The sequence below is a fragment of the Roseibium album genome (genome assembly GCF_001404515.1).
In the GTDB taxonomy this organism is placed as follows: Bacteria; Pseudomonadota; Alphaproteobacteria; order Rhizobiales; family Stappiaceae; genus Roseibium; species Roseibium album.
Map to the genome: position 1 here is coordinate 384,034 of NZ_CXWE01000004.1, position 12,382 is coordinate 396,415.

The window sequence follows — 12,382 nt, forward strand, 5'->3', positions numbered from 1 at the left end:
ATAAATAGACTAAAAGGTCGTCAATTGATCTAGGTCAATGTGTATGTCCGGTGTTCCTGGGCGACCGTTTCAACAAAACATGAATAGTCTGGAGCCCGTCTTGACTGCACGTGCCGAGGCCGTTGCGCCTGTACAATCGACCAAAATGGATGCCTCGCGCATCAAAACGGAGCTGCTGGCAGGTTTGACTGTTGCGCTGGCTCTGGTTCCCGAAGCCGTTGCCTTCGCCTTTGTCGCAGGCGTCAATCCTCTCGTCGGGCTCTACGCCGCCTTTTTCGTCGGGCTGATCACAGCCTGCATCGGAGGGCGTCCGGGCATGATTTCGGGCGCAACCGGCGCGCTTGCGGTTGTCATGGTGTCTCTTGTCGCACAGCACGGCGTTGAATATCTGTTCGCGACCGTTGTCCTGATGGGCATCATGCAGATTGCCGTCGGCATTCTGAAGTGGGGCAAGTTCATCCGGATGGTGCCACACCCGGTGATGCTTGGTTTCGTGAATGGCCTTGCCATCGTGATTTTCCTGGCTCAGCTTGGCCAGTTCAAGGTGCCGGACGCATCAGGCGGCCTGACCTGGATGGGAGGATGGGAGCTCTACCTGATGCTCGGGCTCGTTGCCCTTACCATGGCGGTGACCTGGCTGCTTCCAAAGATCACCACCTCGTTTCCTGCCCCGCTTGCGGGTATTCTGGTGGTTTGGGGCCTGGTTCTCGGCTTCAATCTCGATACCCGGTCGGTCGGGGATCTGGCTTCGATTTCTGGCGGCCTGCCTGACTTCCACATCCCGATGGTCCCACTCACCCTTGAAACACTGCAGATCATCTTTCCCTACGCGGTTATCCTGGCTGCAATCGGCCTGATCGAATCCCTTTTGACGCTCAACCTCGTCGCGGACCTGACAAACACCAAAGGTGGCGCCTCGAAGGAATGCGTTGCTCAGGGCACCGCGAACATTGTAACCGGTTTCTTCGGCGGCATGGGTGGCTGCGCCATGATCGGCCAATCGATGATCAACGTGAAATCAGGGGCTCGAACGCGGATATCCGGCATTGCCGCTGCCCTGTTCCTGCTGTCCTTCATTGTCATTGCCTCGCCCCTGATTGAACAGATCCCGGTCGCGGCTCTTGTCGGCGTGATGTTCATGGTCGTTATCGGCACATTTGCATGGGCCAGTCTGAAGATCGTCCACAAGATCCCGCTGACCGACGCGCTCGTCATGGTGATCGTCACCTGTGTAACCGTCTATGCGGACCTTGCCGTCGCGGTGGTTGTCGGTGTCATCATTTCGGCGCTCGCCTATGCTTGGAATGCGGCCAGCCGCATCAGCGCACGTGTCGGTACGAGCAAGGAGGGCTGGAAGGTATATCGTTTGTCCGGACCGCTTTTCTTCGGCTCGACAACAGGATTTGTCGATCTGTTCAACCCCCAGAACGACCCGGACGATGTGGTTGTCGACTTCATTGACAGCCGCGTCGTCGACCACTCGGGTCTTGAAGCGATCGACGCCCTGGCGTCGAAATATGTGGCCGCCGGCAAGCGTCTTCACTTGCGCCATCTGTCTCCGGATTGCCAGAAACTGCTGAGCAAGGCGGGCAATCTCGTTGAAGTTTCCGTTCTTGAAGATCCCGACTACGAAGTTGCGGTCGACTACGGACACAGGTTCAACGAACCTGAAAAGGCTTCCTGACGTCACATTTCCTGTTTTCTGACGAAAGGCTTCGGAAGCGGACTGCTTTCGGGGCCTTTTCTTTTGTCGGGAAAGTTCGGTTAATGTCCGCAAAGCACCGAATTGGCGAAACGGCAATCAGCCAGCGCTACCGGTCCGGCAACATACTTGGCTGTGTTTTGGGATATCACTGTGCATTTACGCAACAAGCTCTTCATCACACCGACCCTGGCCACTGTTATCGGGACATTCGTGGTCATCACAGCTGCCGCGATCCTGATCATCCAGGCAGTAACCTCTGAACGCGTTATCCGCCAGCTTGGCGGAGGGCTCGTTGATCTTGGAATGGATTCCACTGAAGCAGCGTTTGTCGAGCAGTTGCATGCAGTGACCGAGACGGCGGACTATACCCATGCGAGCTGGGCGCTTGGCGAATTGTCGTTTGACGAACCCGAATTGTTGATCGCGTATATCTACGGCGCACTCGCACCCCAGGATCGTGTCTCATTCATGGTGATGGTCGATGAAAACGGCCGCGGCGTCGATGTCGACCGGGGAGATGCTGATGGAAAGCTGGAAGGTGGCCGGACTGATCTGGCGTCAGAAATTCCAAGCCTGACCCGGTTAACGGGGAAAGCTTCGCGGCAATCGACCCCGTTCTGGAGCGAACCGCTTTATATGCCGAGCCGGGAGCACACGTATTTCATCTACACAACTCCCCTCTATGATAAGGACAAGTACCACGGCAGCTTCATGATCGGCATGTCACTGGAGCGGATTTCAGACATCACGTGGTCCATTTCAACCGAAGACATCATCGTGTTTCTGATGAAGGAAAAATCTGAAGAGGTCATCGCGCACCCATTGCTGCACCAACGGTTTGAGCAGTTGAGCGCGACTGCGCCGCTTCTCCATGTCAGTCAGATTTCCGATCATTTTCTCACCAATTTCTCGGAAATGCAGGTCGTGGCAAACGAAGATTACAAAATTGCAGACAACCTCGAACTGCGAACGGGATATGACCGGGAGGGAAACAAGCGTTTCATCATTCTGGAAAAGAAAAACGACAACCTGAAAGGGCTCCCTGCGCGTATCGGTGTGCATTTTCCCGGCGAGTTCCTGGATCAGCCGTTGCGCCAGCTGCTTGTCGCCATCGTGGTTGGACTGGGATTGCTGCTGCTGTCTCTGCTCGGCGCCATTGCCCTTGCGCGCCGCATAGCCAAGCCAATTCGCCGGGCGGCCGGTTCGGCCAAGGACGTCGCCGGACTGAACCTGGAAGCATTTGAACCGCTCCCCCCGTCCGTCATCCGGGAGCTTGACGATTTGTCGAGTGGCTTCAACGCGATGGTCGGAGGGCTCAATGCCTTCAACAGGTATGTACCGCGCACCCTCGTGCAGAAGCTCCTGAGTGAAGGCCGCACAGAAGCACCGCCTGAGGAACGCGAAGTCGCCGTCCTCTTTACCGATATCGTCGGCTTTACATCTGCCTCTGAAGGCATGTCTGCGAGCGAAACCGCAGCTTTCGTCAATCATCACCTGTCAATACTAGGCGCGGAAATTACCAACCACGGTGGCACGATCGACAAGTATATCGGCGACAGTGTCATGGCGTTCTGGGGCGCGCCGGATCACCTGGACAATCCGGCTGAGCCTGCTGCCGGTGCAGCACTTGCAATGGTCGAGGCGATCGTCAGGGACAACCGGGATCGTGCAGCACGCAACGAACCACCGGTGCGCGTACGTATCGGTATTCACATGGGTCCGCTGATCGTCGGAGATATCGGCGCACCCGGACGCGTCAACTATACCGTGATCGGCGATACCGTGAACATAGCCGCACGCCTTGAAAGCCTAGGCAAGGAAATTGACCGGACGGCAGAGGTCATTGTTCTGGTTTCCGGCGAGATCGCCAATAGGCTGAACCCGGACATCCTTCAACAACAGATCGGTCCGCAGATGGTCAAGGGCAAGGCCGAACCGATTGACGTGGTCCGGCTGTTGCCAGGCTGAACAGGCCGGTCCCCGCTGAACCCGATTGCGCAATTACTCGGCTAGGGCTTGCAGACGGACCGGCACATGATTGACCGATTTTTCGATCGCCTCGACGAAGGCACCAAATGTCCATTCGTTGTCCTGAAGTTCAATCGAATTGAAGGTTTCCTGCGGCAGGCAGCACCCGAGTTCCAGCTCGACAGCCATGATGAGACCAATCGCATCCAGACTGTCCGCACCCAACCTACTTAAGGTTGAATTTGGCGTGATTGTCCACCACGCCAAATTCAGGTTCTTCGCAATGACCGATCTGACTACTTCCTTAACTTCAGACATTTATCACCCAATGAATAAATTGATGTGTGCATAAAAAAACTTACTACCTCAAATAACAGTCAGGTTGTAGAAGCGCAATCTTCCTTCGGTAAATTTTACGAGATAACGTTGGGTGAATGCCAGGCTGCGACGCCTTCACGGTCGAAAAGGGAACGTGGCTATTTTTTAGGTCGCTCGTCAGGCAGGTAATCTTTTTCGATGTCTTGATCTGTTCTCTACCAGCCGTGTTGCGAACTTGTAGGCAATGACTGATGTGCCGAATACTGCCAGCAATCCGATCCCGAGATCGACAAAGGCCGGATATGGCAAACGGAATGCGAAAGCGAAGATTTCCATATAGCTGGCCGTGAAGGTGAGAAAGAGACCGCCGGCAATCAGGAAGGTGAACCCGTCCTTTGAAAGCAGCCCGCGCCGTCTTTTGGACTGGAAGACATTTGAAAGCAGAAAGTAACCCAAAACGCTTGCAAAAAAGACAAGCACTGCTGCAAGCAGCAGACCTGCATCGAATAACACAGACATGGTTCTTGGCCCGATTGGTTTCGATTGATTGATCTGTCGGAAGGTACCCGGCGCAGCAGCACTTGCCTGTCACAGCCGGGATGCCTGGTTTCTGCAGCATCATTCCGCTGCGCCCACTTACTTAGGAAGCGTGCCAGTCTCAGTCCAGACATCTGGACAATTTGTAATATTCAGCTGATGCGCAGTCGATTGACCAGGTGCAGACGAAACAGCCGAGGGTGATGTCATCATCCGGTAACGCGGATTTCGCCAACATGTGACGACGCGAGAGCTGAATGTGCCTTCAAAAAAAACGCAGTCAACCCGATCTGAAACGTGTGGCCGGACGGCCCTCATCAGAAATGCACTCAACAAATTTACGGGCACCCAAGGAAAACAGAAAATGACGAACCGCAGACAGTTTCTCGCACTCACTTCCGGCTTCGTGGCCGCAACCGTTGCATCAGCCACCATACCCGCATTTGCGGGAAGCAAGACGAGATCCGGCAACTTCTCGGGCCGCAGCGACCATGTCACGACGGGCAAGACCGAACTCAGCAGTAACAGCGTCGTCCTCGAAAGCGATTTCAGCCTCGATGGCGCACCCGATCCACGGGTCGGTCTTGGAAAAAATGGCAAGTTCGACCCGAACGCCGATCTCGGAGCACTGAAGAAACTGACCGGCAAGCAGAGTTACCAGATCGGCAGCGGGATCAACGCTTCCGACTATAACGAGGTTTATATCTGGTGCCGCAAATTCAATGTCCCGCTCGGCGTCGCGAAGATAGGCAACTGAGGCGTCTCTGATTACTTGGCCGCCCCGGCCCCGAGCCGGGGCACATGGCTGAATGGAAGTCGGGCATGCGAACCAATTTGGAACACGGATGGCCGCGCGCGGCGCCCGCATCAACGTTTGACAAGATTATTGGCTATCAGGCTGCCAATGACGATACCGGAGACAAAGAAGCAAAACAGGGTGGCAGCGGGCAGCATGCCGACTGAAACAACACTAAAAATCAGGTACCAGTCCGCAAAGGAACCATTCGCTGTTGGTCCTTGCGGGACTGCCAGCATTCGAAAGACAAAGTATACTGCGACAAGAATGGATATACCGCCCGTGATCGGCGAATTCGGCCAACGTTTGCGCTTTGGTGGCAAAATGGACCAGGTAAGCATGGCAAACAAAAGTGCGGCGACATGAACTGCGAGCAGCAGAGTGTTCAGACCGATGCTGTCGATGAAACTATCCAAATTAAAACCTTGGTCAAAAGGACCTGAAGCTGCCGCAACTTATCTCAGCCACCCCGGCCTCGAGCCGCTGCCAATTGTCGGAAAAGGTCCCGGATCAGGTCCGGGACGGCACGCTTTCTGTTACTTCTTACCGAACCAGGATGTTCCTGAACTGCCATGGATCCTTCTGGTCCAGGTCTTCCTTGAAGAAGCCCGGCCGCCCCTCCAGGGGTGTCCAGTCGGTATAATAGCCCTTGACCGGCCCGAGATAAGGCATCTGGATTTCAAGGCAGCGCCTGTAGTCCATCTCGTCTGTCTCAACGATGCCGGCTTCCGGGTTCTCCAGCGCCCAGACCATTCCCGCAACAACTGCCGACGTTACCTGTAGACCGGTCGCATTCTGATAGGGTGCCAGTTTGCGGGTTTCCTCGACGGAGAGCTGGGAGCCGTACCAGTAGGCGTTTTTCTTGTGACCATAGAGAAGAACGCCGAGCTCATCGATACCGTCGCGGATTTCATCTTCCTCCAGAACATGAAGCTTGTCCTGTACCTTGCCTGCTGCACCGAAAAGCTCATGCAGGGAAAGAACCGCGTCGTTGGCCGGGTGATAGGCATAGTGGCAGGTCGGCCTGTAGGTGACCTTCTTGCCGTCCTCCAGCGTAAAGAAATCGGCAATCGAAATGGCCTCGTTGTGGGTCACGAGGAAACCGAACTGCGCCCCGGGTGTCGGGCACCATGTGCGCACCCGCGTGTTGGCCCCTGGCTGCTCGAGATAGATCGCCGCATTGCAGCCCTTCTTGTGGCTCTTGGCGTTTGCCGGTTTCCACTTCTCGTGCGTACCCCAGCCGAGCTCGGAGGGCTGGAAGCCTTCGGACAGAAAGCCTTCGACGGACCAGGTGTTCCAGAACACGTTCGGCGGCTTCGGCTCCTTGGCCCGTTGCGTATCGCGCTCGGCAATGTGGATGCCCTTGACGCCGACCTTCTTCATCAGCTTCGCCCAACCCTTGCGGTCGGCTGGCTCCTTGAACTTGATGCCGGTTTCAGTGGCCACGTCGACAAGCGCTTTCTTGACGAACCAGGACACCATGCCCGGATTTGCGCCGCAGCAGGAGACAGCCGTCGTGCCGCCAGGCTTCTTCTTCTTTTCCTTGCGGACAGTTTCGCGCAATGCGTAGTTCGTGCGATCGGCGGCCGGAGCATTTTCATCAAAGTAGAATCCGAGCCAGGGCTCAACGACGGTGTCGATGTAGAGGACACCGAGTTTCCGGCACAGTTTCATGAGATCAAGCGAAGAGGTGTCGACCGACAGGTTCACAACGAAGCCCTGCCCCTCCCCCTCGGTGACCAGAGGCGTCAGGATGTCCTTGAAGTTGTCCGGCGTCAGAGCAACTTTATGGAATTTGTAGCCCCGTTCCGTCACCAGTTTTGCATCCGTGTCGACAGGATCAATCACCGAAAAGCGTGACTTGTCGAATTTGAAATGACGCTCGATCAGCGGCAGCGTCCCCTTGCCGATGGAACCGAGCCCGATCATGACCACAGGTCCGGTAATCGTTCCGTGAACCGGGTACTTCGCAGAAGTCGCTACGGATTTGGGTGCTGCCTTTCTGGCCGGTGTCTTGGCAGCAGCCACAGGTTTCTTCTCGGAAGGTTTGGTGGCCGCCTTCGCTGCTGTTGAAGGTTTTGACGCCGCAGACCTGGAAGCCACGGGTTTGGCAGTTGCTTTGCGTGCTGCGGCAGGTTTGCTTGCGGCCGGTTTTGCCGGGCTCTTCGGGGCCGCCTTGCTTGCTGCAGGCTTTGCTGCTGCGCTGTTGGGAGCCGCTTTGGCAGTAGCGGATCTTGCCGCCCTGCTCTTTGGTGCGGCTTTGCTGGCTGCCGCAGGTTTCGCTGCTCCGGACTTCGGAGCTGCCCTGCTTGCTACAGGTTTCACTACCGCGGTCTTTGCTGCCGCTTTGGCCGTTGCAGGCTTCGCTGCTCTGGTCTTTGGGGCGGTCTTGCTTGCTGCAGGTTTCACCGCCGCACTCTTCGGCGCGGCCTTGCCCACTGCAGGTTTTGCTGCCGTGGTTTTGGCAACAGGTTTTGCCGTCACAGGTTTTGTCGCTTTGGACTTCGAAGCAGGCTTTGCCGTCGACGGTTTTCTGGTCACAGGTTTCGACGCAGTCGCCGCTGGCTTTGCAGCTGCAGTACTGGCCCTGGTTTTTGCTGCCGTCTGCTTTGGTGCTGTGGTTTTGCTGACAGCCTTGGCGGTCGATTGTTTTCTTGCAGCAGCCTTGGAGGGTGTTGCCGCCGGTTTGGCTGCCGCCGTCTTCGCTGAAGGTTTGGAAGCGGCAGGCTTGGCAGCGGCCGGTTTGGCCTTCGCGGCACTTGATCTGGAGCCTGTGGACTTGGGAGCCGTTGATTTTGTTGATGAGGCCTTTGCGGTGGTTGGTTTGGCTTCTGCCTGCGTCCGTTTTGTGTTTGCCCTTGTGGCCGGCTTTTTCGGCGTGCCGCCGTTGGATTCGTCGGTCATTTTCTAAACTCCGGTCTTTTCTGCCGCCAATTGTGTCGTCAAAAGGTAGGGCTCAAGAAATAGCTTTTCAAACAGAAGCGCACTTATTGCGCTTTGCTCTAGAAGTGACCCGTTTTTGAATGGAATTCAAGCCTTTGACCCGCATTTTTCTTGATGGAAAATCACCTGTTCTGCCGGGCTTGGCTCGACGCCCCGGGACGGATCTGCTGTTCCGGATGCATTGACCTGGAAGTCCCCTGACGCCTTCAACACACCATTCAGTTCAGCAAGCTGTCCGGGCAGAAGTTCCACTCCAAGAAAGCGATGCTGCTCAAAGGGCCCGGGCAAAATGACACGCTCCAGCTTGCCCGACGAAAAACCGAACCGCTCGTAATATGCAGGATCGCCGACAAGAACCACCGACCCGTGACCATGCGTTGACGCCTGGTTGAGCGCATGGCGCATCAACCGGTCACCGACCCCTCTGCCTCTGAATTCTGACGCAACGGCCAGCGGTCCGAGCAGCAGGATTGATTGACCGCCCTCGTCCTGCACGGACCAGAGACGAACGGTTCCAGCGAGCTTGCCTGCTTCATCAAGTACGACATACGCAAACACCGGTATCCTGCCCGCGCGAAGCCGCTCGCACGTTTTCAGGTGACGATCCTCTCCGAAACCGAGGTCAAGCAAAGCCTCGCGGGCGCTGAAGTGTTCCAGCGCCTCGTCAACAATGGTGATCATTTCGGTTCGTCCTAGATGACGTGAGACGCCAATGGCGCAAATCCATTGAAGCCAACCGACGAATAGGTTGTCGTGTAGGCACCACAGGCTTCGATCAGCACCTTGTCGCCGATGGAAAGACTGACCGGCAATTGGTACGGCGTCTTTTCATAAAGAACGTCAACACTGTCGCAGGTCGGTCCGGCCAGAACACACGGTGTCGTCCTGTCGCCGTCGCGAGGCGTACGGATCGGGTAGCGGATGGCCTCGTCCATGGTCTCGGCAAGACCGTTGAACTTGCCGATGTCGAGATAGACCCAGCGCATGTCGTCCTGAGCGGACTTCCTGGAAATCAGCACCACTTCGGCTTCGATCATGCCGGCGTTGCCGACCATGCCCCGGCCCGGTTCGATAATCGTCGACGGAAGCTGGTTGCCAAAATGCCGGCACAGCGCCTGGAAAATTGCCTCGCCATAGCGCGGCACACCCGGGACGTCTTTCAGGTAGCGGGTCGGGAAACCACCACCCATGTTGACCATTTTCAGCTCGATGCCGCGCAGTGCCATTTCGCGGAAGACACCTGCCGCCATGGCGAGAGCGAAATCCCAGGCTTCGAGATTTGCTTGCTGGGAACCAACGTGGAAGGAAACCCCGTATGCAGTAAGGCCGAGCCTGTGCGCGTATTCCAGGACGTCGGTCGCCATTTCGGGATCACAACCGAATTTGCGGGAGAGTGGCCACTCGGCACCGACACCGTCACAAAGGACCCGGCAGAAGATTTTCGACCCGGGAGCAACCCGGGCGATCTTTTCGACTTCTTCAATGCAGTCGACTGCGAAGAGCCGGACACCATGTTCAAAGGCACGCGCAATGTCCCTCTCCTTCTTGATGGTGTTGCCATAGGAAATACGGTCGGCCGACGCACCGGTCGCCAACACCAGTTCGATTTCACCGACGGAGGCACAATCGAAGGAGGAACCAAGGCTCTCCAGCAGGGAGAGGATTTCCGGTGCAGGGTTCGCTTTCACGGCGTAATAGACCGAAGTATCCGGCAATGACCTTGCAAAAGCCTGGAAGTTGTCGCTCACGATATCGAGATCGACAACAACACAGGGTCCGTCGTCGTCGCGTCGGCGCAGGAAGTCGCGGATGCGCTCGCTCATGGGGATCTCCCCTTTCAAATCAGGCCGCAGACACGCAAACTCCGTTTGGCGTGCTGCAGTTCACGTCGCAGGGTGCTGCAATACGCACCGGGCCTCCCCCGGGATGGAACCGGAGGCCGGGTTGACCGCAGCGACGGTCGGGCGATCACGGCATTTGACATGCACGCGATGCTTTCCCGCGTCGGGAATGCCGTTGATTGGATCGGAGATACCGAGCCGCACGTCGGGCAAGGATGTAACAAGTGCCTCTTCAGTGACGCCGGAGGTTGGATACCCCGGCAGAGACCAAAAAAGCCCTCTTACGTCGTTGCTTTAAGCCGTACGGATCTGCTGCCCGCCCCTTGGCGGTTTTAGTGGCAGCGGCCCCTTAAGAGATGTCTTTGTAGCATCCCATGAACGACCTCGGGCACGTGCGAATTTGGGCAGGCGCTATATGCGGTAGTTTGGTGTTTCGCGCAAGCGGAAATTGACCGTTTATGCAGATTTTTTCATCAGGGCTGAATGACGGCCGGGTTCGGCCAATTCGGCCCCTGGTGGCGGGCCCGGATGTTTCCGGTTGACAGCCGTCCGAACCATGCACCGGCCAATCATGCTCAAAACGTTTCGAAATGAATTTTTCCTTCCGCGACACCTTTGTTTTCCAGATCGTCCTTCAGCTCAGCGAGAAAACCCGCGGGACCGCAAAGGTAATAATCGGCATCCGGGTCAGGCATGAGCCGGATCAGAAAATCTGCCGAGATCCTGCCGGTCTCATCGTAATCCCTGCCTTGTTCATCGTTAGGAGACGGTCGACTGTAAAGAATGCGGGTTTTGATATTTGCTGCTGCTTCGGCCAATCGCGCAGCCTCGTCGCGGAACGGATGGTGGTCCCCATCCCGGGCGCCATGCACGAACAGGACGTCTCGTTCGCTCTTTTCAGCGGCCAGTTGATGCAACATGCTCAACATCGGTGTGACCCCGATCCCTGCGCTGACAAGAACGAGCGGACCATCACCATTCGACAGCACGAAGTCTCCGGCCGGTTTCCGGCTTTCCAGGATCGTACCGACCTCCAGCCGGTCGTGCAGAAAACCGGATGCCAGTCCACGCGCTTCCCGTTTGACGGAGATCCTGTATCGATCCTCCAGCGGTGAACCGGAAAGCGAGTACGTTCTCTGGACCTTTGTATCAGCATCAGGAACCCTCAATTCGATCGGCAAATGCTGTCCGGCCTTGAAGGAAGCCAACGGTCCGCCGTCGCGCGCTTCGAACACAAAGGACGACACGTCGGCGCTTTCTGCCGTTTTCTCAACCAGGCGCAAGGATCGTGCAGACCCTGCATCCTCCTGCCAGCGCAGTCTGAGTGCTGATGACAGCTCGACAATTTCATCGATCTCAAGCGACACCAGCTGACGCGCGCCGGGAAATCGGACGACTTCTTCTGAACCGAAATCGATCGTCGCCCGGCCCGTTATCTGCAACAGGCTTCCGGTCGAAAAATCAAGGAACAGAAATCCGGCCTGGCCATCGAGCAGGATATTGCCCAGTGTGTTGTAGTGGCGGTTGCCCGCATAATCCGGAAACCGCATTTGCGTGTCGCTCAGCACCTCCACGAAACCCCGGTCGCCGCCACGGTGCGAAACGTCCATACCGTTCGCGACATGGTCGCGTGCGCCATTGTGTCCGGACGCGATGAAAAAAGTGTCTGCCGCCCTGATCCACTCAATCTGGCTTTCGGTGAGTTGCCTGCCGCGTTTGGCGGTCCCGGCCACAGGTTCGGAGGTGAACCAGTAGTCCCGCTCGCGGATGTATTGCGGGCAATTGCCGAAGGATTGTCCCACTTCAAACCTGATCCCTGACGCGCCGTTTCCACCGACCCGTCCATTCACACGGTTCCGGCGGCGGGTCGCCATCTCGATGCCGAGGATACCGATATCGGCTGCAACATCGAATGCATGTTCCAGTGCATCCCCGCTGACCGGTTTCGCGTTGATTTCCAGGCTCTCCGGATCCGGGGAAGAAATGAAGCCGGCCTCACCTTCAAGCAATGTTGCCCAGGGGCGACCTGACCGGTCTCGTGCGGAAACAATCAGGAACGGCTGCGCGGCAAAGAAAGTCCGATGCTGGTCCGGCATGAACGGCCGGATTGCCCTTTTTGCCCAGGTCTCGATGTCGCGCTCTCCCATGCGTTCCTGAATGGCGATTTCACCTTCATGAAACGGAGTGGCGTCCTGTTCTCTGACGCCAGGCAAATCTATCGCTTTCATTGGATCATTCCTTTTGTCTTGCCACGAACCTGTTGCCCGGGATTGG

Annotated in this window: 11 protein-coding genes; 4 read left to right on the forward strand and 7 right to left on the reverse strand. The window is 56.7% G+C overall.

All coding sequences use genetic code 11. The features are described 5' to 3' along the window. The first annotated feature begins 145 nt into the window (after window positions 1-145). Together LA5095_RS15110 and LA5095_RS15115 are read left to right on the forward strand one after the other, a co-directional pair. Entirely contained in the window at window positions 146-1,684 is a 1,539-nt protein-coding gene (locus tag LA5095_RS15110; protein WP_144436023.1) for a SulP family inorganic anion transporter, read from the forward strand. 171 nt (window positions 1,685-1,855) lie between these two features. Continuing rightward, complete coding sequence (locus tag LA5095_RS15115) at window positions 1,856-3,673, forward strand: adenylate/guanylate cyclase domain-containing protein (protein WP_055116293.1); 1,818 nt, start codon at window positions 1,856-1,858, stop codon at window positions 3,671-3,673. 33 nt (window positions 3,674-3,706) lie between these two features. Here LA5095_RS15115 and LA5095_RS15120 read toward each other — a convergent pair whose 3' ends face one another. Beyond that, window positions 3,707-3,991: a phosphopantetheine-binding protein gene (locus tag LA5095_RS15120; protein WP_082442419.1), complete on the reverse strand. Its 285-nt coding sequence runs from the start codon at window positions 3,989-3,991 to the stop codon at window positions 3,707-3,709. Window positions 3,992-4,168: 177 nt separating this feature from the next. Beyond that, complete coding sequence (locus tag LA5095_RS15125; protein WP_055116297.1) at window positions 4,169-4,510, reverse strand: hypothetical protein; 342 nt, start codon at window positions 4,508-4,510, stop codon at window positions 4,169-4,171. A gap of 382 nt (window positions 4,511-4,892) precedes the next feature. Between LA5095_RS15125 and LA5095_RS15130 the strand changes: the two genes are divergently transcribed. Then, entirely contained in the window at window positions 4,893-5,285 is a 393-nt protein-coding gene (locus tag LA5095_RS15130) for a DM13 domain-containing protein (protein ID WP_055116919.1), read from the forward strand. Window positions 5,286-5,395: 110 nt separating this feature from the next. On the opposite strand, the gene LA5095_RS15135 is transcribed toward LA5095_RS15130, so the two are convergent. Both LA5095_RS15135 and LA5095_RS15140 read right to left on the reverse strand, forming a co-directional pair. Further along, window positions 5,396-5,740: a hypothetical protein gene (locus tag LA5095_RS15135; RefSeq protein ID WP_055116299.1), complete on the reverse strand. Its 345-nt coding sequence runs from the start codon at window positions 5,738-5,740 to the stop codon at window positions 5,396-5,398. A 127-nt stretch (window positions 5,741-5,867) separates the two neighbouring features. Beyond that, window positions 5,868-7,253 carry a homospermidine synthase gene (locus LA5095_RS15140; protein WP_055116300.1) on the reverse strand — a complete coding sequence of 462 codons (1,386 nt, stop codon included), beginning with the start codon at window positions 7,251-7,253 and terminating at the stop codon, window positions 5,868-5,870. 121 nt (window positions 7,254-7,374) lie between these two features. Between LA5095_RS15140 and LA5095_RS33455 the strand changes: the two genes are divergently transcribed. Further along, window positions 7,375-8,235, forward strand: a complete 861-nt coding sequence (locus tag LA5095_RS33455; RefSeq protein ID WP_144436003.1) for a hypothetical protein — start codon at window positions 7,375-7,377, stop codon at window positions 8,233-8,235. Between the two features lie 119 nt (window positions 8,236-8,354). On the opposite strand, the gene LA5095_RS15150 is transcribed toward LA5095_RS33455, so the two are convergent. From LA5095_RS15150 to LA5095_RS15160, 3 genes are all read right to left on the reverse strand, one after another. After that, window positions 8,355-8,948, reverse strand: a complete 594-nt coding sequence (locus LA5095_RS15150) for a GNAT family N-acetyltransferase (RefSeq protein ID WP_082442420.1) — start codon at window positions 8,946-8,948, stop codon at window positions 8,355-8,357. Between the two features lie 11 nt (window positions 8,949-8,959). Then, window positions 8,960-10,090 (reverse strand): type III PLP-dependent enzyme, encoded by a 1,131-nt coding sequence (locus LA5095_RS15155; protein WP_055116304.1) that lies wholly within the window; start codon window positions 10,088-10,090, stop codon window positions 8,960-8,962. 593 nt (window positions 10,091-10,683) lie between these two features. Then, a complete protein-coding gene (locus LA5095_RS15160) occupies window positions 10,684-12,336 on the reverse strand; it encodes an FAD-binding oxidoreductase (RefSeq protein ID WP_055116306.1) in 1,653 nt (550 codons plus the stop codon). Window positions 12,337-12,382 lie beyond the last annotated feature (46 nt).

Coding starts and splice junctions, on each gene's coding strand:
- LA5095_RS15110 (WP_144436023.1), top strand. CDS start 146: ATGGATGCCTCGCGCATCAAAACGGAGCTGCTGGCAGGTTTGACTGTT.
- LA5095_RS15120 (WP_082442419.1), bottom strand. CDS start 3,991: ATGTCTGAAGTTAAGGAAGTAGTCAGATCGGTCATTGCGAAGAACCTG.
- LA5095_RS15125 (WP_055116297.1), bottom strand. CDS start 4,510: ATGTCTGTGTTATTCGATGCAGGTCTGCTGCTTGCAGCAGTGCTTGTC.
- LA5095_RS15130 (WP_055116919.1), top strand. CDS start 4,893: ATGACGAACCGCAGACAGTTTCTCGCACTCACTTCCGGCTTCGTGGCC.
- LA5095_RS15140 (WP_055116300.1), bottom strand. CDS start 7,253: ATGATCGGGCTCGGTTCCATCGGCAAGGGGACGCTGCCGCTGATCGAG.
- LA5095_RS15150 (WP_082442420.1), bottom strand. CDS start 8,948: ATGATCACCATTGTTGACGAGGCGCTGGAACACTTCAGCGCCCGCGAG.
- LA5095_RS15155 (WP_055116304.1), bottom strand. CDS start 10,090: ATGAGCGAGCGCATCCGCGACTTCCTGCGCCGACGCGACGACGACGGA.
- LA5095_RS15160 (WP_055116306.1), bottom strand. CDS start 12,336: ATGAAAGCGATAGATTTGCCTGGCGTCAGAGAACAGGACGCCACTCCG.